This window comes from Kribbella sindirgiensis, from assembly GCF_004331435.1.
Taxonomy (GTDB): domain Bacteria; phylum Actinomycetota; class Actinomycetes; order Propionibacteriales; family Kribbellaceae; genus Kribbella; species Kribbella sindirgiensis.
In genome coordinates, this window is record NZ_SJKA01000033.1 from 21174 (window position 1) to 43286 (window position 22113).

General features: G+C 68.6%; 17 protein-coding genes. 10 read left to right on the forward strand and 7 right to left on the reverse strand.

From position 1 onward, the window contains the following. The first annotated feature begins 326 nt into the window (after window positions 1–326). Entirely contained in the window at window positions 327–2279 is a 1953-nt protein-coding gene (locus tag E0H50_RS41835) for an HNH endonuclease signature motif containing protein (RefSeq protein WP_131296819.1), read from the forward strand. A gap of 639 nt (window positions 2280–2918) precedes the next feature. Here E0H50_RS41835 and E0H50_RS41840 read toward each other — a convergent pair. Then, window positions 2919–3704: an alpha/beta fold hydrolase gene (locus E0H50_RS41840; protein WP_165547485.1), complete on the reverse strand. Its 786-nt coding sequence runs from the start codon at window positions 3702–3704 to the stop codon at window positions 2919–2921. Window positions 3705–3820: 116 nt separating this feature from the next. On the opposite strand from E0H50_RS41840, the gene E0H50_RS41845 reads away from it, so the two are divergent. Continuing rightward, a complete protein-coding gene (locus E0H50_RS41845) occupies window positions 3821–4846 on the forward strand; it encodes a LacI family DNA-binding transcriptional regulator (protein ID WP_202868578.1) in 1026 nt (341 codons plus the stop codon). Beyond that, window positions 4846–5910: a LacI family DNA-binding transcriptional regulator gene (locus tag E0H50_RS41850; RefSeq protein ID WP_202868579.1), complete on the forward strand. Its 1065-nt coding sequence runs from the start codon at window positions 4846–4848 to the stop codon at window positions 5908–5910. The genes E0H50_RS41845 and E0H50_RS41850 overlap by 1 nt, the downstream gene beginning before the upstream one ends. Here the strand turns inward: E0H50_RS41850 and E0H50_RS41855 are convergent. From E0H50_RS41855 to E0H50_RS41875, 5 genes are all read right to left on the reverse strand, one after another. Then, the gene (locus tag E0H50_RS41855) at window positions 5894–6424 is read right to left on the reverse strand and encodes a LacI family DNA-binding transcriptional regulator (protein WP_131296825.1); all 531 of its coding nucleotides are present in this window, start codon (window positions 6422–6424) and stop codon (window positions 5894–5896) included. The two genes, E0H50_RS41850 and E0H50_RS41855, sit on opposite strands and share 17 nt — an antisense overlap. Before the next feature lie 11 nt (window positions 6425–6435). Then, window positions 6436–7995, reverse strand: coding sequence for an ABC transporter substrate-binding protein (locus tag E0H50_RS41860; RefSeq protein WP_131296827.1), 1560 nt, complete (start codon window positions 7993–7995; stop codon window positions 6436–6438). Between the two features lie 46 nt (window positions 7996–8041). Next, a complete protein-coding gene (locus E0H50_RS41865) occupies window positions 8042–8971 on the reverse strand; it encodes a carbohydrate ABC transporter permease (RefSeq protein ID WP_131296829.1) in 930 nt (309 codons plus the stop codon). Continuing rightward, window positions 8968–9888 carry an ABC transporter permease gene (locus E0H50_RS41870; RefSeq protein ID WP_131296831.1) on the reverse strand — a complete coding sequence of 307 codons (921 nt, stop codon included), beginning with the start codon at window positions 9886–9888 and terminating at the stop codon, window positions 8968–8970. The genes E0H50_RS41865 and E0H50_RS41870 overlap by 4 nt, the downstream gene beginning before the upstream one ends. A 155-nt stretch (window positions 9889–10043) precedes the next feature. Continuing rightward, on the reverse strand, window positions 10044–11045 hold the full coding sequence (locus tag E0H50_RS41875) for a hydroxyacid dehydrogenase (RefSeq protein ID WP_202868580.1): 1002 nt from the start codon (window positions 11043–11045) through the stop codon (window positions 10044–10046). A 156-nt stretch (window positions 11046–11201) separates the two neighbouring features. Between E0H50_RS41875 and E0H50_RS41880 the strand changes: the two genes are divergently transcribed. The 7 genes from E0H50_RS41880 to E0H50_RS41910 all read left to right on the forward strand — a co-directional run bounded on the left by E0H50_RS41880 (window position 11202) and on the right by E0H50_RS41910 (window position 21776). Then, window positions 11202–14654 carry a putative Ig domain-containing protein gene (locus tag E0H50_RS41880; protein ID WP_131296833.1) on the forward strand — a complete coding sequence of 1151 codons (3453 nt, stop codon included), beginning with the start codon at window positions 11202–11204 and terminating at the stop codon, window positions 14652–14654. A gap of 76 nt (window positions 14655–14730) precedes the next feature. Next, the gene (locus E0H50_RS41885; protein ID WP_131296835.1) at window positions 14731–15765 is read left to right on the forward strand and encodes a LacI family DNA-binding transcriptional regulator; all 1035 of its coding nucleotides are present in this window, start codon (window positions 14731–14733) and stop codon (window positions 15763–15765) included. After that, the gene (locus E0H50_RS41890) at window positions 15762–16694 is read left to right on the forward strand and encodes a 2-hydroxyacid dehydrogenase (RefSeq protein WP_131296837.1); all 933 of its coding nucleotides are present in this window, start codon (window positions 15762–15764) and stop codon (window positions 16692–16694) included. Before E0H50_RS41885 ends, E0H50_RS41890 begins: the two co-directional genes overlap by 4 nt. Before the next feature lie 11 nt (window positions 16695–16705). After that, a complete protein-coding gene (gene manD / locus E0H50_RS41895; protein WP_131296839.1) occupies window positions 16706–17923 on the forward strand; it encodes a D-mannonate dehydratase ManD in 1218 nt (405 codons plus the stop codon). Beyond that, window positions 17920–19389 carry a mannitol dehydrogenase family protein gene (locus E0H50_RS41900; protein WP_202868581.1) on the forward strand — a complete coding sequence of 490 codons (1470 nt, stop codon included), beginning with the start codon at window positions 17920–17922 and terminating at the stop codon, window positions 19387–19389. Before manD ends, E0H50_RS41900 begins: the two co-directional genes overlap by 4 nt. Before the next feature lie 20 nt (window positions 19390–19409). Continuing rightward, window positions 19410–20756 carry an MFS transporter gene (locus E0H50_RS41905; protein ID WP_131296841.1) on the forward strand — a complete coding sequence of 449 codons (1347 nt, stop codon included), beginning with the start codon at window positions 19410–19412 and terminating at the stop codon, window positions 20754–20756. Between the two features lie 9 nt (window positions 20757–20765). Next, entirely contained in the window at window positions 20766–21776 is a 1011-nt protein-coding gene (locus tag E0H50_RS41910) for a zinc-binding dehydrogenase (protein WP_131296844.1), read from the forward strand. On the opposite strand, the gene E0H50_RS41915 is transcribed toward E0H50_RS41910, so the two are convergent. Further along, window positions 21759–22109, reverse strand: coding sequence for a hypothetical protein (locus E0H50_RS41915; RefSeq protein WP_238151707.1), 351 nt, complete (start codon window positions 22107–22109; stop codon window positions 21759–21761). The genes E0H50_RS41910 and E0H50_RS41915 overlap by 18 nt on opposite strands. Window positions 22110–22113: the final 4 nt, after the last annotated feature.

The window sequence follows — 22113 nt, forward strand, 5'->3', positions numbered from 1 at the left end:
GTCAAGCCACAGCCTTCGACATCGAAGTAGAGCGACACGTCGTCGACAGCCACACGCATCCCGGCATTATGGCCCCGGCAACACGGCATCGGCTTCCCGGATCCGACCACCTGACAGGACCACCCGCCGGATCCAACCCCGGCACCGGCGCAGTCGACCGGCCCCGGCACCACCAACGCCGACGACTCCCCGAAGTGTCACCACCAAGACCCCCGAAAGTGTCACCGATGTCCTGATGCAGAACCGTCACCGATGTCCTGCGACATGACACACGCGACCTGCTCCGCCGATTTGATTCGATCGAACATTTGTTCTAATATGATGCCATGGCAGTGGAGATGGCATCTCGGTTCCCCGGCGACGTTGATCTCGCCGGGTTTGCCGCCACGCCACGCTGGATCACTGCCTGCCTGGAGAAGGAGGCAACGTCGTCGCCGGGTACGGCGCAGGCGCCTTGGCTGGACGCGGTGGATCCTCCCAATGATCTGTATGACCCCCAGGACCCTCATGCTCCGCGGTTCTTGAGCGAAGAGGATCTGTACGACGACCTGCCGCCGATGTCACGTGTGGACGGGCTGGAGTGGGAGTTGTGGGCCGGGGTCGAGCAGGACGAGGCCGAACGCGAGATGCTGCGGCTGAAGGCACCGGCGTGGGCGTTCCTGCCACCCGGCGCCGCACTGGCCGCCGCACTGGAATCGGTGCGCCCGCAGTGCGAGTCGCCCGTTGCGTTGATCGAGCTGATGAAAGCCGCAAGCCGGCTGGTGTCTTGGGGCGAGTCGATCAAGGCCGACGCGATCGCCTCGTTCGTCCGCCAGCGCAAAGCCCAGGCAACCGAGATCCCCCGCCCAACCCAGGTCGACACCGCCGGCCGCCCCATCGACCCCGAACGCTCCTGGGCCGCCGAAATCGGCGCCGCCCTGCACCTGTCCACGAACACCGCAGCCCGCCACATCGACACCGCACTCCACCTGACCGGCACCCTGACCGCCACCCACACCGCGCTGCGCTGCGGTGCCCTGACCTGGTCCAAAACACTCGCGATCTCCGAAGCCACCCGCGCACTCGACGACCAGTCCGCACGCGCCGTCGAGGCCCACGTGCTGCGCCGCGCCGCAGGACAGACCAACGCCAACCTACGCAAATCCCTCCGCACCCAGGTCGCCAAACACAACGCCGCCGCCGAAGCCACCGGCCACCGCGCCGCCATCGCAGACCGCACCTGCAAGATCGTGCCACTCGCCGACGGCATGGCCGGGCTGTGGGTCGTGCACACCGCCGACAAGATCCAGCAGATGTGGATCGTCATCCAAGCCATGGCCGACCTCGCCAAACGAGGCACCGCCACGGAACGCACCCCTGCCGATACCGCACCTGGCGGGCCTGCGACCGTAGAACCTGCGAACGCAGAGCCGCCGACCGCAGAGCCTCCGACCGTAGAGGCTCCGACCGCAGAGGCTCCGACCGCGGAGCCCGGGTCCGCAGCGACGCCCTCCGCGTCCGAACCGGTCGCCGCGGAGGCCGCTTCCGTGCCGACCGCCCGGGTCGACGATGCTAAAGCAACCGATGCCGCCGGCAACTGTGCAACCGATCGATCGCCCGAGGCAGGGACCGGGGCAGTTCGTGCTGCGGCAGACGGGGAACGGGTGCGAGACCATCGCACCGCCGAGCAACGACGCGCCGACGTCGTGACCGACGTGTTCGACCACATGCTGCACAACGGCCTCGACTGGCTCGGCCGCCGCCTACCCGACCGCCACCGACGACGACCCCACATCGAAGTCCTGATCCCGATCACCACCCTCCTCGGGGTGGACGACGACCCCTGCGAGCTGAGCGGGTACGGACCTGTTCCAGCGGAAATGGCACGCCGGATCGCGCGTGACGCCACCTGGCGACGACTCCTCACCGACCCGACCAACGGCACCGTCCTCGAAGCATCCACCCACCGCCACGACCCCGGCGCCGTAGTCAGCGAAACCCTGCTCGCACGCCACCCCGTCTGCGCCTGGCCCGGCTGCAACCGCACCTCACGCGAATGCGACCGCGACCACGCCACACCTTTCAGACAATCCGGCCGGACCAACCTCACCGGACTGGTGCCCTACTGCGAATACCACCACGTCATCAAGGACACCCCAGCCTGGGGCTGGAAGACCACCGCCCACCCCAACGGCTCCGTCACCCTCACCGCACCCACCGGCCACCGCTACACCACCGTCCCACCCGCCCGCGGCCCCATCACACAGGAGACAATGACCCACGACCCTCCACCGTTCTGATGCGAACAACGGCTTGGACCAGACCCCGCTCCAACCCAACCGTCCCTCTCGAAGCCTGCCGTCACGCCGGACACGTCTTCACGCTGCGCCTCGGGCAGCGGGCACACACCCTCGGAACCGATCGGGTTCTGGGTTCACGGGTGCCTGATCGGGGGTTGTCAGCGCTCGTTCGATTTGGACGGACCTGGACCAGGCAGTCGGTTGACGTTCACCTCAGGCGCAGTCGCTGTCCGGCGATGTTCGCGGGATCGTTCGAAGCCATCCGGCGTTAACTGACGGTCCACGGGAACCTTCAGCTCCGCGCAGTCCCGCAGGTCGTACGACCGCGGCCCGTAAGTCACCGGCGGTCTTGCCACCGCGCTTCGGCTTCGACTCGTCGCTGCCGGGGTCGAACCGAACCGGTCCATCATTTCCTCGTACATCTCCCACCTCGCCGGATCGTCGTCGGCGAGGTGTTGGCGGACCATGTCCTCCCGGCGCCGGCCGTTTCCCCGTCTCCCTTCAAGGTCTCCGACCATTGCTCGAACGAGATGACGACACCCTCCGGACGAGGCTGGTCGTCGAAGAAGACCGGCTCGGTGCCGCCGGAACGGAAGAGTTCGAAGACCCTGCCGAGGCCCTGACCCACGGTGGGGGCGATCACTCGGTCGCCGTTCGGGAGGTCGGCGCCTCGGGCAATGAGGTCAGCCAGCTCTCGATCAGGTTGACGAACTGGGCCGGACGCTCGTGGTGGAGGAAATGGCCGCAGCCGTTCCAGAGGACTACGCGTGATCCGTAGGGCAGCGACAGGCCTGTGTCCCAGGCAGCCATCCCTGGGGTTGGGCGGAGACAGAGGAGTGGCTGGGTCAAGCCGGCCAATCGCGCGGCAGCGGCCGGACGCGCGCCGAAGGCAGCTGGGTCCGTGTACATCCCCGCATAGCTTTCGGCAAGTACGTGCCCCGGTGTCGCGAGCAACTGGTCGCGGATCGCGCCGGCCGGCAGTCCGAGTTGGCGGACTGCCGCCTCGGATCCGTCGTCCAGGAGCGCGGCCAACCGCTCTTCGAACGTGGCCGCTTCGGCCTCGTCCGCCCCGTACGCCGGATCGACGACAACGACCGCCGCGACCAGATCGGGACGTTCCAGCGCCAACTCGGCGACGATCTGTCCGCCCATCGAGTGGCCGATCGCGACGACCGGACCGAGGTTCAGCCGCTCGACAAGCACCGCGAGATCGCCCGCGTAGTCCGCCGGCCGATACCCGTGCCGAAGTACCGGTGAACGCCCGTGGCCGCGCAAGTCGACCGTGACGACGCGGTGTATCGCGAAGCTCAGGCCGCTCCACGCGCGGCTGTCGCCGCCCCAGCCGTGGACGAGCAGCAGCGGATCACCCGTACCGGTGTCGCTCAGCCAGATCGGAACCCCGCGGGCTTCGACATTCGCCGCCATGGATGGCAGCATAGTTAACGTTTTCTAGACCGAGTCAGAGCAAGGCGAGACAGAAAGTTTCGAGCGGACAGAGGGGTTGGCGCGTGGCGGGAGTGAGTCTCGGGAGCCGTCCGACGGTGAAGGACGTCGCAGCGGCCGCGGGCGTGAGCGCCACGACGGTTTCGCGGGTGCTCGCCGGGAACTATCCGGTCAGCGCCTCGACCCGCAAGCGGGTGCTGCGAGCCGTGCAGGACCTCGACTACGTGATCAACGCGCAGGCCCGCGCCCTGGTCGGCGGCACGACGCGGACCGTCGCGTTCATCGTCCGCGACCTCGTCGGTCCGCTGTTCGCCTACATCGGGCAGGGCGTCGAGCAGCAGGCGACCGCCGAGGGCCGGGTGTGTCTGGTCTGCACCCATCACGGTGACGCCGATCGCGAGCTCGAACTGATCGAGCTGATGCGCGAGCAACAGGCCGAAGCGGTGGTACTGGTCGGAGGCGGCCTGCGGACGCCGGAACACGTCGAGCGGATGGCGCAGATCGCCCGGTCCCTGGAGCGCGTCGGCTCGCGCCTGGTGCTCTGCGGGCGCCCGCCGATCGGCCCGGACGCACCGGCCACCGTCGTCGAGTACGACAACGAGGGCGGCGCGTTCGCGGTGGCGAACTACCTGCTCTCGCTCGGCCATCGCCGGATCGCGTTCGTCGGTGCGGCCGAGCCGGAGCACACCACGACCAGCGCCCGCTTCGACGGGTTCACCCGAGGCCACGCGGCACACGGCCTGACCGTCGATCCCGCGCTTGTTGCCGGCGGCACCTTCGATCGCGAGTCGGGCTACCGGCAGACCAAAGCCTTGCTGGCCCGCGACACCGGGATGACCGCCGTCGTCGGCATCACGGATATCGTCGCGAGCGGTGTCCTCGCCGCGCTCCATGAGGCCGGGCTCCGCGTGCCCGAGGACGTCTCGGTCGCCGGGTACGACGACATTCCGCTCAGCGCCGACCTCAACCCGGCGCTGACCACGGTGCACATCCCGCACGAAGAGCTCGGGCGTTCCGCCGTACGGCTCGCGCTGCATCGGGACGACTACGCGCAGGACCAGCATCTGATGCTCGGTACGCATGTGGTGATCAGAAAGTCGACCGCTCCGCCCAGGGAGGGATAGTGGCCGGACGGCGCAAGTCCTCGAGCTCACCCACCTTGGCCGATGTCGCCGCACACGCCGGGGTGTCGCCCGCGACCGTCTCGCGCGTTCTGGCCGGCAACTACCCGGTGTCCCGGTCGGCGAACCAGCGCGTCCAGCGATCGATCCGCGAGCTCAACTACTCCGCGAACACGCACGCCCGCGCCCTGGCCGGAGTGCAGACGAAGACGATCGCGTTCATCCTGGCCGATGTCCGCGGCCAGTCGTTCGCCGACGCCGCGCACGGCGTCGAGCAGGAAGCGTCGCGCCGTGGATGGCTCAGCCTGATCGGCACGACCCAGGGCGATTCGGAGCGCGAGCTCGCCCTGGTGCAACTGATGCGCGAGCAGCGCGCCGGCGCGGTGATCCTGATCGGTGGTGTCACCAACGAAGCAGCCGATTACCGCGCGAAGATGACCGACCTGGCCCGCTCGCTGCACTCCGCGGGTTCACTGCTGGTGTTGTGCGGACGGCCTCCGCTCGGCGACGACGTCCCCACCGCCGTCATCGAGTACGACAACGAGCAGGGCGCCTACGCGATGACGAGCCACCTGTTGTCACAGGGTCATCGCCGGACGCTCTTCCTTGCCGGTCCCGAGCGTCAGAGCACCAGCATGCAGCGGTTGGCCGGGCATCGACGAGCGCTCCACGACTTCGGCGTACCGGACGCGCCGGAACTGGTCGAGCACGGCGTCTTCACCCGTGCCTCCGGCTATCAGCTGACGAAGAACCGCCTGGCCGCCGGACAGGACTTCACCGCGGTGTTCGCCGCGACCGACGTCGTGGCCGCGGGCGTGTACGCCGCTGCCGCCGAGTTCGACCTGAGAGTCCCCGAGGACCTCTCAGTGGTCGGCTACGACGACGTCGAACTGGCCCAGGATCTCCGCCCCAGACTGACGTCGGTCCACGTCCCGTACGAGGAACTGGGCCGAGCGGCGGCGAAGATCGCGCTGGACTCCCAGCATCAGCAACTCGACTGGACCGGAGCCCACCGCCTCTTCACCACCCACGTCGTGGTCCGGAACTCGGTCAGCCGACGCGGCTGACCACGGGCGCCAGGTACGGCGTACCGTCGACAACCGCTGCCAGCGTCTCCGAGGCCGATGAGCCGGGATCGACGGCCACACAGGGGATGTCGTAGGCGGCGAGGTACGCCCGCTGGGTGTCGGTGAACTCGACATCGAGGCCGATCACGCCGCGCGTACCGCGGGCGAACAGCCGTTCCAGCCAGAGCCGGGGCACCGGCTCTCCCCCGTTCACTGTGGTGACGACGAGCGCCAGCCCCGGCCCGCGGGCAGCATCGGCCAGGCCGGCCAGTACGTCGCCGGCCCAGCCGCTGCTCTGACTGGCGACCACCACGTCGACCAGCTCGGACTCCTCGCGACGGTTGCCCGCGGCATCGGAGTCCAGTGGGTACCCGGCGCGACGCAGTACCTCACGGACCCGGGTCCTGGTGGCCGGCGCGACATCGGGGTACGCGCGCAAGACCTTCGAGACGGTCGAGATCGACACGCCGGCCTCGCGCGCGACCACCGCGAGCTTCCTCCGTGGGGCGGACATCGAAGACGGCCTCACTGGCCCTTGAGATATGCGTTCGCCTGCTTCTCCATCTCCGCCTGCAAGTCGGCGAGACCGGCCTTGTCCACCGCCTTCTTGAGGTTGTCGAGCCCCTTGTCGACGTCGACCGCCCCGATCCACAGCGGATTGCCGTACTGCGTCATCGCCGCGTTGACCTGGCTGTCCTGACGTTTCACCGGTGTCACGTCCGGCACGAACGACGCGTACGGGTCCAGCGTGAAGTTGTCGTACTTCTGCGCCCAGTCGAACCACGCCTCCTCGGTCGGCGTGATGCCCTTGATCTTGAGCTCGAGCTTCTGCCGCCAGCACAGCGCGTACCCCGGGAAGCTGTACTGCGACAGCTGCTCGAACTTGTCCGTGCCCACCGGCTTCCAGTCAGTGCCCTCGACGCCGTAGCTGAGCAGGTCGTGGTTCTCCTTGATCGAGACCCAGTCCTCCAGCTGCATCGCCCGCTCGTTGCTGCGGCCCTTGACGTTGAGTACGACGAAGTTGTCGGCCTGGAACGTCTGGTTGGGCTTCGCGTCCTTGCCGCCACGCAGCGGTACGACGTTGGCGATCTGCGCGGTCGGAACGGCCTTCCGCAACGGCGTCAGCGCCTGCGACGACAAGCCGTCCGTCATCGCCCACCGGGTGGCGATCCGGCCCGACTCGAACTGGGAGCCGATCGTGCTCGAGTCCACGTTCAGCGCATCCTTGTTGATGATGCCGTCGAGGTAGTACTTGCGGACCTTACGGAGCGCGTCGAGGACGCCCGGAGCCTCCCAGAACGGGATCGGCTTCGCGGATCCGGTGCTCTTCCCGTCCTGCGCCAGGTAGAACGGGAGCGAACCGCCGCTGAACGTCTGCACGCTGACGTGCGGGTTCTCCCAGTCGTGCTGGTTCAGCCAGCCGACCGGCGCGAAGGCCACGAGGAGATCCGGCATGTTCGACGAGATTCCGATCGGGGTGAGCTTCTCCTTCTGCTTGACGTCGTACCAGAACTTCTCCAGCTGGTCGAACGTCGAGATCTCCCCGATGCCGAGCTTGTCGGCCAGGTCCTGGCGGACCGTGAAGTGGTGGAACCGTGCGGCGGAGTTCACCTGCGGGATCCCGTACAGCTTGCCGGACCACTTGTTCTGCTCGAGCAGCTGCGGGTCCAGGGTCTTGCTCAGGTTCGGGTACTTGCTGATCAGGCCGTCGACGGGGACGAGCGACTTGCTGGCGACGAGCTGGATCATGTTCAGCCAGCGGGCCTGCAGCGCGGTGTCGAAGTTCTCGCCGGCGGTGAACTTGAGCAGCGACTGCTGCTGGTAGTTGGACCAGGCGACGAACTGCGGAGCGATGGTGAAGCCGAGGTCGTTCTTGAGCTTCTCGTTGACCTTGGCAAGGATCGCGTCCCAGCCGGTCGGTGCGTCACCGGGCAGCAGCAGGGTGAGGGTGTCTGCGGCCTTGCCGGAGTTCGACGACGACGAGTCTCCGCAGCCGCTCAGTCCGAGCATGGCTGCGAGTGACAGGCCGCCGCCGGCGGCCAGGAAGCCGCGCCTGCTGAGGCCGGCGGGGGATGTGGCGGGCACAATGCCTCCAGATGTTCCAGGTTCAGATGGCGTGGTGGGGAGACCGTCAGCCTTTGGTGGCTCCCAGGGTGATGCCCTTGACGAAGTAGCGCTGCGCGAACGGGTACGCGAGCAGGATCGGGCCGATGGTGACGACCGTGAGGGCGAGCCGGAGCTGGTAGACCGGCGTCGACTGTTCCGCGGCTGTCGGCAGCATCTGCGAGAACGTGACGTTCGAGATCAGGTTCTGCAACAGCAGCGGGAGCGGGTACTTGTGGATGTCCGACATGAACAGCAGCGCGGTGAACCACTCGTTCCAGTAGTGGACCGCGTAGAACAGGCCGACGACGGCCAGGATCGGCTTGGACAGCGGCAGCCCGATCCGGAAGAAGATCTGCATCTCGCCCGCGCCGTCGACCCGGGCCGAGTCGAGGATCTCCTCCGGCAGCTGACGGAACGCCGAGACCTGGATGAAGACCAGGAAGGGTGCCACCAGCAACGGCAGGATCACCGCGAAGTAGCTGTTCTGTAGCTTGAGGTACTGGGTGACCAGCAGGTACAGCGGGACGAGACCGCCGGCGAACAGCATCGGGATGTAGGCGAAGATCGCCAGCGGCCGGCTGACGTAGGGCAGCCGCCGCGCGATCACCCAGCTCAGGCCGGACGTGATGCTGAGCGCCAGTACCGTACCGACAACGGTGATGAAGATGCTGGCGACGTACGCGCTGACCAGCGTCGGCCCGGTGAAGATCAGTTTGTACGCCGCTGTTGAGAACGGCTGCGGGATGAGGCTGTAGCCCTTGCCGGCCAGGGTCTGCTCGTCGGTGAACGACCCGGACAGGATCACCCAGAACGGGATCAGGCAGATCAGCATGAACAGCGCGACGCCGATGACGCTGACGACGGTGAACGGTTCCCAGCCACCGGTGCGCCGCTTGGCGGCTGTCCGGCCGGCAGCCTTGGCCAGGCTCGAGGTCGTAGAGGTCGCAGTCGTCACAGCAGACTCGTCTCCTTCGAGTACCGGCGCTGGATCAGCACCGCGGTCGACACCAGAACGAAACCGACCACCGACTGGAACAGGCCGATCGCCGCGGTGGTGCCGAAGTCACCGATCTGGCGCAGTGACCGGAACACGTAGGTGTCGATCACGTCGGTGGTCGGGAAGAGCGTGCCGTTGTCGCCGACGATCGCGTAGATCGTGCCGAAGTCTCCGTAGAAGATCCGGCCGACACCGAGCACCAGCAGGACCGCGGCCGTCGGCTTCAGCAGCGGCAGCGTGATCCGGAGCGCCATCTGCGCGCGGCTCGCCCCGTCGATCTGGCCCGCCTCGTAGACGTCTTCGGGGATCGAGGTGATCGCGGCCAGGAAGATGACGCTCATGTAGCCGCCCAGCTGCCAGATCTTGACGAAGGTCAGGATCCACGGCCACGGTCCCGGCTCCGTGTACCAGCTGACCGTCGGCAGCCCGAAGCCGGCCAGTGCGTCGTTGACGACGCCCCCGTCTCCGGCCGGGCCGGACAGCAGCACCTGCAGCATGATCGCGATGACGACCGGCGAGACGAAGTACGGGAAGAAGATCGTCGACTGGGCCGCCCGCTTGAAGAAGCGGCCGCGGATCTCGTTCAGCATGATCGCCAGCGTCACGCCGGCGGCGAGCGTGGCGGCCAGGAACAGCACGTTCAGCACGATCGTGTTGAGCAGGATCCGCTGCGCGTCACCGGAGGCGAAGAAGTAGCGGAAGTTGTCCAGGCCGTTCCACGGGCTGCCGAACAGGCCCTTGCTGATGTCGAACTCCTTGAACGCCACCACCAGGCCGGCCATCGGCGCGTAGCTGAACACCAGGAAGAAGGCGACAGCGGGGACCGCCAGCAATCCCAGCCAGAGGCTGGAACGCACGGAGGTTCGAGTACTCATGGGAGCGACTCCTTCACCAGGATCTAGAAAGCGCTTTCCATCTGCCGTGAAGGTAGCGCTGGCTTTCAGACGTGTCAAGGCGTGGCAATCGTTGCCTTTTTGGATCGGCCCCGTGGATCGGCCCCGTGGATCGGCCCCGTGGATCGGCGCCAGGATCAGGCGGCGCGGTCCAGGTCCGCGATGCCGATCCCGAAGCGGAGCGGCTCACCGGCGACCAGGCGCCCCAGCTCGTCCGCGACGCACAGGCCGAGACGCGCGAGCTCGTTGCCGTGCGAGCCGGCGATATGGGGCGTCACGAACGCGTTCGGCAGCTCGAACAGCGGTGATCCGGACGGCAGCGGTTCGGGCTCCGTGACGTCGAGCACCGCCGTGATCCGCCCGGAGATCAGCTCCGCGGTCAACGCGTCGGTGTCGACCACCTGGCCGCGCGCGGTGTTGATCAGCGTCGCGCCGTCGCGGAGCAGCGCGAGCTCCGAACGGCCCAGCATATGCCGGGTTTCCGCGGTCAACGGGGCGTGCACGCTGACGACATCGCTCGTCCTCAGCAGCGTCCCCAGATCGACGGTCGGTACGTCGAGAGTCCCGGCGTACGGGTCGTACACCTGGACCCGGAACCCGAACGGCCGCAGCAGGTCCAGGACCATCCGGCCGATCCGCGAGGCGCCGATCAGCCCGACGGTGCGACCGTTGTTACCGATCTCCGGGTGGATGTAGCCGAGTTCGAAGGTCCGCTCGCGGCGATAGCGTTCCCGCAGGTCGAAGGCGCCTTTGCCGGCCATCAGGATCGCCCCGAGGGTGAACTCCGCGACCGGTACGGCGTTCGCCGCTGCCGCCGACGAGACGACGATGCCGCGCTCCCAGACCTCGCGGCTCAGGTGGCCCTTCACGCTACCGGCGGCATGCAGCACCGCGCGCAGCTTCGGCGCCGCGTCCAGGAACGCCCGGTCGACGGCTGGGCATCCCCATCCGCTGACCAGAACTTCCACCTCGGCCAGGCGATCCAGGGCGCGGGGATCGTCGAACCGATCGACCGGACCGGCCGGGTCGACGAGGGCGAACTGCTCCAGCCGCCGGCGGACGTCGGCCGGGAACAGCTGCGGCCAGTGCTCGGGGGACATCGCGACGAGCGCCGGCAGTTTTTCGGGTACGGGAGGCATGCCGTCAGGCTGGCATAGAAAACGTTAACTATCAGCGGATCAAAATTTTCGGAGGCGGCCGCGAGCTAGCGGCCGCCTCGGTGCGATGCGAGGCTCCGACCGCTCCCCCGCCTTCCATAAGCACAGGCGGCCGCCACCACACTGGAGAGTGTCCTGATGGCTGTTCTGAGATCGTCCGTCCTGACCGCCCTGCTGGCCGCACTCCTCGCAGTCGCCGGAGTCGTCCCGGTAGGCGCCGCACCCACCACGCCGGCGATGTCCACAGCGGCCCCCTTGCCAGAGCTGACCCGGGTCACCTCGAGCGCCGGTTTCGTCCATCCAGGACTCGCCGTCAGCGCGTCGTCCCTCGAGCTCGCGCGCAAGCAGACCCGCGCCGGAGTCGAGCCGTGGGCCTCGTACTACGCCGCGATGACCGCCACGCCGTACGCCTCCCGGACCTTCAGCTCCAAGAACCAGGGCACGGTCCTCGACCGGCCGGCGAGCAGCGCCTTCAACTCGCAGGGCATCCAGTCGAGGTTCATCGACGACGCCTTCCGGGCGTACACCCAGTCGATCCTGTACTTCGTCACCGGCGACCCGGTCTACCGCGAGAACAGCCTGAAGCTGATCCGGATCTGGGCCCATATGGATCCCGCCGGCTACGTCTACTACCCCGACGCGCACATCCACAGCGGCGCGCCGCTGATGCGGATGCTCGCGGCCGCCGAGATCGTGCGCTACTCGACCGTGACGGCCCCGGCCGACGACGGCTACGACCTCGGCTGGAGCGACACCGACACCACGGACCTCACCGGCAACCTGATCGTGCCGCTCACGCAGACCTTCCTGTACCGCAATCGCAACTTCATGAATCAGCACAGCTACTCGCTCATCGGTGCGATCGCGGGCTACGTCTTCACCGACAACCTCCCGCGCTACCGCGAGGCGGTCGAGTGGTTCTCGGTGAACTCCACCAACCCTGACGACGACACCAACGGCGCGCTCAGCAAGGTCATGCCGGTGATCGCGAAGAGCGATCCGCGGAACCCGTACGGCAAGACGTTCGTGCAGTTGCAGGAGATGGGACGGGACCAGGCCCATGCCTGGGACGACGTCACGATGCTCACCCAGCTCGCCCGCGTCATCGACATCCAGGGCACCCGGCTGGACCCGGTTCGCGGGACCGTGTCGACGCGGCGGGACGCGGTCTCGGTGTACGCGTTCGGCGGTGACCGGTTGCTGCGCGGCTCCGAACAGTTCTTCGCGTTCATGATGGGCAAGACGATTCCGTGGATCGACACCACCCAGCGCGGCGGCGTGCTGTCCCAGGCGTACCGTGGCCGGATCTTCGACCCGACCAACGAGCTCTACACGATCTACAGGTCGAGGCTCGGCTCGGCCATCGCCAAGATCGCACCGAGCATCACCACGCTGGCCACGACCCAGGACGCAGGCGCGCGGTTCTACTGGGGTACGGCGCCGTACAACTTCTGGAACAGCAACCCGGACTTCAACCCGGATTCCTGGCTGTCCTTTCCGGCCTCCGTCGCCGGATCGGCGCCGCCGGTCCAACGCGACGCCCTGGTGCAGGCGGAGACGAGAACCACTCCCATCACGCCGGGCACGTCGGTGGGCGACGGGTTCGTCCGGATGTGGGCTCGGTCCGCCGGGACGACGATCGCCGTACGGACGTTGCTGTACGACAACCGCAACGGTTACAGCCCGGTCGGCGTACTGATTCGCACGAACGGCACGGCGACGTTGCAGATCAGGAAGGAGCAGGGGCTCGCGCCGTACCACACGCTGACGCTGCCGAACACGCACGGCGCCTGGCGGTACGTCACCTACGACATGGACACGAGCAAGCTCCGCGGCAGCGCCGGCGGCGAGTCCCTCGCCTACTACACGGTCGTCGGCTCGCCCGGGGTCAGCGTCGACGTCGACGCGATCAACCTCCAGGCGAAGGCCCAGCTCACGCCTCCGCAGTTCACGCAAAGGCCCGACGTGCGACTGCTCGCAATCGCCGGAGAGCCCTTGTCCACAACGCTTTCGGCGTCCGACCCCGATCAGCTGTCCTATGCCCCCGGCACCAACTTCCCCGCCGGCGCATCGCTCGACCAGGCAACGGGCGCACTCACCTGGACGCCGACGACGACCCAGGTCGGCGACCACAACACGTTCGTCGTCGCCTCCGACGCGGCCACCGACGCCGTACTGCGGGTGCGGCTGACCGTCAGCGCGACCCGCCAGGACGCCGTGACCGCGGCGCTCGCGGGTTACGACGCCGGTACGACGTACGTCCGAGCCACCCGCTCCGCCGTCGACGCGGCGAAAGCGGCGGCCGAGGCGGATCTCGCGACCGCCGACCCGGCGACGTTCGCCGCTGATCTCGTCGCGCTGCAGGCCGCGGTCGGCCGGCTCGAGAAGCTGACGCCGACGATGCCGGACGACGGCTCGTTCGACTACTGGGGACGCGCGACCTCGGCCTCGCTGTCACAGGTTGCCCTGGGCAACATGCTGGACGGGGACTTCAACACCTTCTCCGGCGACCTGACCGCTCCGGCCGTCATCGATCTCGGCGCCGGTTTCCGGGTCACGGCCGACGCGTTCGGGTTGCAGGCGCGGTACAACTTCGGCAACCGCACCCAGGGCGCGAACGTGTACGGGTCGAACGACGGCCGCACGTGGACCCTGCTGACGTCGCGCGAGACCACGGACACCTCCGACGAAGGCTTCGCACTCGAGCGAATCCCGGTCCGCGACGAGGCCCGCGGCCAGAGCTTCCGGTTCCTCAAGCTCCAGGTCGACCATCCCGGCGTTCCCACGGATCCGGCGTACCCGGGGCTGTCGAGCTTCAGCGAGTTCCGCGTCTACGGCCAGCGGCAGGAGATGAGTACGGCGATCAACTCGGTGTCGATCGCCTCTGACGGCACCGACCCGAAGCGCGCGCAGAACGGCGACACCGTCACGCTGACGATGACGGCCACTGAACCACTGAGCCAGGTCGATGCCTCGATCGAAGGACTCGATGCTCAGGCGACGAGCCAGGACGGCGAGCACTGGACCGCCGAGGTCACGTTGCCCGACGACGTCGGCTACGGTCGCCCGCTGACCTTCACCGTCGACTACACGACCGCGAGCGGCCAGGCCGGGGCGACGATCATCGGCACCACCGACGGCACAGCGCTCGAACTCTGGAACACTCGCGTCCGAACGGTGGAAGTTCAGCAGGGCTGGGTGGTCGCCTCCAGTCCGGCCTTCCCCGGCGTCGGCACTCCCGAGGCCAACGGCTGGCGGATGTTCGACGGGGACCTGAACACCTTCACCGACACGACCTCCGGCAACGGCTGGGTCTCCGTCACTCCCCCGGCCGGCACGAACCTGACCTTCGACGCCGTCCGGGTCCGCCCGCGCAGCAACCTCCCCGCGCGGGCCAACGGTGACCTCGTTCAGGGCTCGACGGACGGCGGCGCGACCTGGACCACGCTCACCACGATCAACGGCATCACCGACGGCAATCAGTGGTACGCGTTCCCGCTGGCCACGCAGGCGACGTACCCGATGATCCGGATCGCCGACACGCACGGCGGCTTCACCAACCTCGCGGAGGTGCAGCTTCTGGACGGCTGACCGACCGAGCTCTTGACAGAGTTGCGCAACTTGCCGCAATCTTGGCGAAACCTTGCCGCAACCTCGGGAGCTCGCCGTGAACCCCACCCTGACCGACGTCGCACAGCGCGCTGGTGTGTCGTTGTCGACCGCGTCCCGGGCGTTCAGCGACCCGGACCGGATCGGCCGCGACACGCTGCGCCGGATCATCGGTGCCGCAGAGGAGATCGGGTACGTCGCCTCGGCCGGCCGCCGGTCCCGGTCGGGGCTACCGACCCGCTCGGCGACGGTCGCGATGATCGTCCCGGACATCGGCAACCCGGTCTGGGCGAGCTTCGTCAAGGCCGCCCAGGCGCACGGCTGGAACCGCCGCCAGACGGTCGTCCTGACCGATACCGACGGCAGTCCGGACCGCGAGCGGGAGATCATCGGCGAACTGCACGAGCGGGTCGACGGGTTCGTCGTCTGCTCGCCCCGGCTGCCCGCCCACGACATCGTCGAGCTGTGCGGCGACACCCCGCTCGTCCTGGTGAACCGGACGAGCGACGAGACGAGCAGCGTCGTACCGGATGCCGCCGACGGGCTCCGCCAGGCGCTGGAGTACCTGCGCGTTCTCGGTCACGAGCATGTCGCCTACGCCCAGGGCTCGCCGCTGTCCTGGTCCAACCAAACCCGGGTGGAGGCGATCCGGCAGCTGGCCGACCAGGCGGACATCGAGCTGGAGGTGCTCGGCTGGCAGGCGGAGACGGTGGCCGGCGGCCAGGCTGCGGCGGCCAGTGTCGTCGCCTCGGGCGCCACCGCGGTGATCGCCCACAACGACCTGATGGCCCTGGGCATCATCGCCGGAGCAGCCGCGCTCGGTGTCGAGGTGCCCGGCGAGCTGAGCGTCATCGGCATCGACGACACCCCGCTCGCGGAGGTCGGCCGGCCGACGCTGACCAGCATCCAGGTCCCGATGTCGCGGGCCGGTGTCATGAGCATCGACATGCTCCACCAGCAGCTGACCGCCGAGCCCGGGCAGACCCCGGCCGAGCCGCGCGCCGTCACGCTGCCGACCCAGCTGGTCGTTCGCCAGAGCACTGGCCCGGTGGCCGGATGGACTCCTGCGCGCCGCGAACGGGGCGACGCATGAGAGTCGTCGTCACCGACCCCAACCTGTTGCCCTTGCGCGCGGAGCTCGAGGCGCTGGCACCTCAAGCTGAGCTGGTCTGGCTTCCCGACGACCTCCTCGGCGCGTTGAAGACCGCCGACGTCCTGGTGGGTCCGGCGTTCACCCAGGAGATGGCGGACGCCGCGCCGAGCCTCCGGCTCGTGCAGGTCGCTGGAGCCGGCACCGACCGCGTCGAGGCCACCGGCGTACCGGTCGCGAACACGTATCACCACGAGGACTCGATCGCCGAGTACATTGTCTGGGCCCTGATCGCATTGCGTCGCGAGCTTCCCCAAGCTGACGCGGCCCTGCGCCGCAACCGCTGGCGCTCGCCCGTGTACGACGCAGCACTCACCCAGCCCGAGACGCTGGCGAGCGCGCGGGTCGGCTTCCTCGGCTTCGGCCACATCGGCCGAGCCACCTGGCGAGTGCTGCAAGCCTTCGGCGCCCAAGCCCAAGCCGTGACCGCCAGTGGAAAAGCCGACGGCCTGAGCTGGTCCGGTGACACGTCCCAACTCCCACGCCTACTCGAAGAGTCCAACGTCCTCGTCGTCTCCGCGCCGCTGACCGAGGCCACCCGCGGCATCATCGGCGCCGCGGAGCTGAGCCAACTCGGCGCAGACGGCGTACTCGTGAACGTCGCCCGCGGTCCGCTCGTCCAGGAGCAGGCGCTGTACGACGCCCTGCGCGACCGGACGATCCGCGGCGCCGCCCTCGACGTCTGGTACTCGTACCCGTCCGGCGGCGACCAGGCGCAACCGTCCGAAGCACCGTTCGGGGACGTGGACAACGTCCTGCTCACACCGCACCTGTCCGGGATCACCCGGCAGACGTTCCGCGGCCGCATCCACGACATCGCCGCCAACCTCACCGCCCTTGCCGAGGGCAACGAACTGCGCAACCTCACCTGAAGGTACCCGCTATGAGCGATCGCATCATCGCCGCCGAGGTCATCGTCACCAGCCCCGGCCGCAACTACGTCACCCTCAAACTGCAGACCGCCGACGGCCTCGTCGGGTACGGCGACGCCACCGTCAACGGCCGTGAACTCGCCGTCGCGAGCTACCTGCGCGACCACGTCGTACCGCTGCTCACCGGACTCGACCCGGCACGGATCGAGGACACCTGGCAGTACCTCTATCGCGGGGCGTACTGGCGCCGCGGTCCGATCACCATGGCCGCGATCAGCGCGGTCGACCTTGCGCTGTGGGACATCAAGGGCAAGGCCGCCGGGATGCCGGTGTACCAACTGCTCGGCGGCGCGGTCCGCGACAAGGTCCTCGCCTACACGCACGCCTCCGCATGGGAGCTCCCGGCGCTGCTCGACGAGGTCGACGCGCGGCGACAGGACGGATTCCGGGCGGTTCGCGCGCAGTCCGGCGTACCCGGGCTCGAGACCGTGTACGGCGTTCATCGCGACGCCGGCAGATACGAGCCGGCGAAACGCGGCGCCGTACCGGTGGTCGAGGCGTGGGACACCGATGCCTACTTGCGCCATGTGCCCGGCGTACTGGCCAAGGTGCGGGAGCACGTCGGCCCCGAGTTGGCCTTGCTGCACGACGCGCATCACCGGCTGACTCCGCAGCAGGCGGCGCGACTCGGCAAGGCGCTCGAACCCGCGGACCTGTTCTGGCTCGAGGACGTCACTCCCGCGGAGAATCAGGAGGCGCTGCGCCTGGTCCGGCAGCACACCACCACTCCGCTCGCGATCGGCGAGGTCTTCAACTCGATCTACGACTGCAAGGACCTGATCACCGGACAGCTGATCGACTACATCCGAGTCGCGGTCGCGCATGCCGGCGGCATCAGTCACCTGCGTTCGATCTTCGCGCTCGCCGCCGTGTACCAGGTGAAGGCGGCACCGCACGGGCCGTCCGACGTCTCGCCGGTCTCGTTCGGCGCGAGCGTCCACCTCGGGCTGTCGACGCACAACTTCGGCATCCAGGAGTACATGGGGTACGACGCCTTGGCGCACGAGGTGTTCCCGCACGCCTGGTCGTTCCGCGACGGGTACCTGTACCCGGGCGAAGCACCCGGCCTCGGCGTCGAGGTCGACGAGACATTGGCCGCGAAGTTCCCGTACGAACCCGCCTACCTGCCCGTCGCGCGCCGTCTCGACGGCTCTGTGACCGACTGGTGAGCGCCTTGAACCGCGCCTCGGTCCGCAAGCATCTGTTGACCGACCGACCTGTGAGCACGGGCATCGTGCATCTCGGCCTCGGCAACTTCCATCGAGCCCACCAGGCCGTCTACACCGCACAGGCCCGCGACGGCTGGGGCATCCTCGGCGTCGCCAGCCGCTCGGCGGCGGTCGCGGACGCGATGCACCGCCAGGACGGTCTCTACTCGGTGCTCGAACGGTCACCCGAAGGTTCCTCGATCAGCGTCCCGGGTGTCCACACCGGCGCGATCGTTGCCGCTGGCAACCCCGCCGCGGTGGTCGACGCCATCGCCGCCGAGGACACCCGGATCGTCTCGACGACGGTGACCGAACACGGCTACTGCATGGACCCGAGCACGCACCGGCTCGCCTTGGATCATCCCGGCATCGTGGCGGACCGGTCCGGTGCGGCGCCGCGCACCGTCATCGGGCAGATCGCACGTGCCCTGGAACGCCGGGCCGCGACACACGGCGCCCCGATCACCGTCCTGAACTGCGACAACATGCAGTCGAACGGGACACAGACCCGTCGCCTGGTGCTCGAGTTCTTGCACGGCAGCAAGGCCGAGAACTGGGTGGCCGAGAACGTCGCCTTCCCGAACTCGATGGTGGACCGCATCGTCCCGGCGACGACGGACGCCGACCGCGCGGCGGCGTACGAACTGCTGGGCGTGCACGACCTCAGTCCGGTGCCGGCCGAGCCGTTCACGATGTGGGTGATGGAGGACCGGTTCGCCGCCGGCCGACCGGCCTGGGAACGTGGCGGCGCGGTGTTCTCCGACGAGGTCGAAGCCTACGAGCTGCTGAAACTCCGGCTGCTCAACGGCACCCACTCGCTGATCGCGTACCTCGGTGCGCTCGACGACCGCGCGACGATTCCCGAAGCGCGTGCCGTCGACTTCATCGAGTCCGCCGCCCGCTCGGTGCTCGAGGACGAGTACCTGCCGACCGTCACCCTGCCCCGGGACTTCGACGTCAAGGCGTACGTCGCCTCGCTCTTCGACCGCTGGTCCAACGCCGCGCTCGGCCACCGCACCCAGCAGGTCGGCACGGACGGCTCGGTCAAACTCCCCCAGCGCGTCCCCGCACCGGCCATCCAGTTGCTGGGACAGGGCGTGATGCCCGAGCATCTCGCGCTGACCTGCGCGGCCTGGCTGTGCTGCGTCGTACCCCTGCCCGGTTTCGACCCCGGTCCGCACGCGCGGGCCATGGTCGACCCGGCCCGCGAGCGGCTCGGGGCGCTCGCGGCCGGAACCCGCCCCGGCGTGGACCTGGTCCGCGCCGTCCTCGCCCAGGTCTTCCCCACGGAACTTGCCGAAAGCAACGACTTCACCGGCCGTGTGGCCGAGTACGTCGCCGTCATCACCCGTGACGGCGTCCGCGCCGCGGCCCGTGAGGCCGCGCGCTCCCGCACGTCCCGGCCGCACGCCTCGCCCGCGGCCTGAGACCCCGAAGGAAATCCGCCATGGAACCGAAACCTCAAGACACCCGCCGGGCCGCGCTCGCCGGTCTGATCGGCACCGCTCTGGAGCAGTACGACTTCGTCATCTACGGGACCGCGTCGGCGCTGGTCTTCAGCCATCTGTTCTTCCCCAACATCTCCGCGACGGCCGGCCTGCTGGCCAGCTTCAGCGCCTACGCGGTCGGCTTCTGCGCCCGTCCGCTCGGCGGGTTCTTCTTCTCGCGGTACGGCGATCGCCTCGGGCGCAAGTGGATCCTGGTGGCCACCTTGACCCTGATGGGCGTCGCGACGATGGCGATCGGCGTGCTGCCGACGTACGAGTCCGTGGGCGTCTGGGCGCCGATCCTGCTCGTGCTGAGCCGGTTCCTGCAGGGCTTCGGCGCCGGCGCCGAGCAGTCCGGCGGCGCGACCTTGCTGACCGAGACGGCGGTACGCGGGAAGCGCGGACGGCTGGCCGCGTTGATCATGACCGGTGCGGCCGCGGGTACGGCGCTCGGCGCCGGGGCGTGGGCGTTGGTGCAGCTGCTCCCGGACGAGCAGTTGATGTCGTGGGGTTGGCGGCTCGTGTTCCTGAGCAGTGCGTTCGTCACGGTCGCGGCGTACATCCTGCGGCGCAAGCTCAAGGAGACGCCGGTGTTCGCGGAGATCAAGGCCGAGCGCACAGCCGCGGCCGCGCCAGTCCGCGAGGTGTTCCGGAACGGCAAGAAGGCCGTTGCCCTGGTCACCTTGATGACCGTCGGACTGAGCGTGCAGTCGTACACGTACCAGGTGTTCATGGCCTCCTATCTCAAGGGAACCGTGAAGATCGACGCGCAGACCGTGCCGGAGATCCTGCTGGTGGGAGCGATCTTCGGCGGACTCGGCGCGGTCGTACTCGGCTACCTGTCCGACCTGTTCGGGCGGCGCTCGGTGTTCCTCGGTATCGCCGGACTGCTGCTGCTCCTGCCGTTCCCGACGTTCGTTGCCCTGAGCACCGGAAATCTCACGGTCATCTACCTGGCCATGATCGTCGGCTTCGTGTTCGCCTGCCAAGGAGGTGTGGCGGTGACGATGAGCTACTTCCCGGAGCTCTTCGGCAGCCGCTACCGGTACGCCGGTGTCACCCTCGGCCGCGAGTTCGCCGCCGTCCTCGGTGGCGGCTTCGCGCCGCTGATCGCGGTCGCGCTGATGAACGCGTTCGGCTCCTGGGTGCCGGTCGCGATCTACATGACCGTCGCGATGGCGATCACCTTCGGTGCCGCACTGTTCGCGCCCGAGACCCGGGATCGCGACCTGCTCGCCCCGGAGAACGCCACCGACCGCACACCGGCGCTGCAGGACGCGCCCTCGCCCGCCACCGCCACGGCCTGAAGGAGAACTATGAAGGCGATCGTCATCCGGAGCAGGCTCGAGCTCGTCGAGACCGAGCTGCCGACCCCGGAGCCACAGGCCGGCCAGGTCCGCCTCCGGATGGCGTACGGCGGGATCTGCGGATCCGACCTGCACTACTACCACGAGGGCGCGAACGGCGCGTACGTCGTCCGCGAACCGCTGGTGCCCGGTCACGAACTGTCGGGCACCGTCGACCTCGACCCGTCCGGCGAACTCGCCCCCGGAACGCCGGTCACGATCCACCCGGCCACCTTCGGTACGCCGGAGCCGGGGATCGAGGACCGCCCGCACCTGTGGCCGAACGGTGCCTATCTCGGGAGTGCCTCGACCTGGCCGCACACCCAGGGCGGCCTGAGCGAATTCGTTGTCGTCGGCAATCACATGGTGCGTACCCTGCCCGGGACGCTACCGCTTCGCCGGGCCGCCCTGGCCGAACCGCTGGCTGTCGCTCTGCACGCCATCGCGATTGCCGACGGGGTGAAGGACAAGCGGGTGCTCGTCTCCGGCTCGGGCGCGATCGGTCTGCTCACGGCGTCGGCGGCCCTGTCCGCGGGTGCGGTCGAGGTGGTGACGACGGACGTGCTCCCGGGCCCGCTGCAGCGGGCCCGGGACCTCGGAGTGCACGGTACGGTCCAGGTCGGCGTGGACGAGATCCCGGCGGGGTACTTCGATGTTGTCCTCGAGTGCACCGCCGTGCCGGCCGCGATCACTGCCGCGCTCACCGCGACCCGTCGGGCAGGCACCGTCGTACTCGTCGGCATCCCCGCCGACGAGCCGCGCGGCGTGAACCTCGCTCCCCTGGTCTCCCGTGAACTTCAACTCCGCGGGACGTTGCACTTCAAGGACGAGATCGACCAGGCCGTTCAACTCCTCGCCACGAACCCCGCCCTCGAGCAAGTCGTCACCCACGAGTACCCGGCAGACCAAGCCGTGGAAGCCTTCACCACAGCCGCCGACTCCAACCTCTCAGGCAAGGTCCTCCTATCCCTCTGGACCTGACCAGTTGGCGTAGGTGACCGCCCCACCCGCGACCTCAACGGTCAACTGCACCGGCTCCGACGGGCGGACGTACAACTCGTAGCTGCCCTGGGGTACTTCGAAGAACACGGCCGAATGGATGATCTCCCCGTCCGGCGCGGCCCGCGGCACCACGCCGACATGCGGCAGGTGCCCGTGTCCGTGCCCATGACTGTGCCCGACGTGGTGGTGCAGGCCGCGGAGCTCGATCTCCTGCCCTTCAAGGGTGGCGGGCATCTCGACGACGAGTGCGCCGACATCGCCGCCGATGTCCAGCAAGACCGACGACCCCTTGCCCGCATGCGGGTTCTCCACGCCG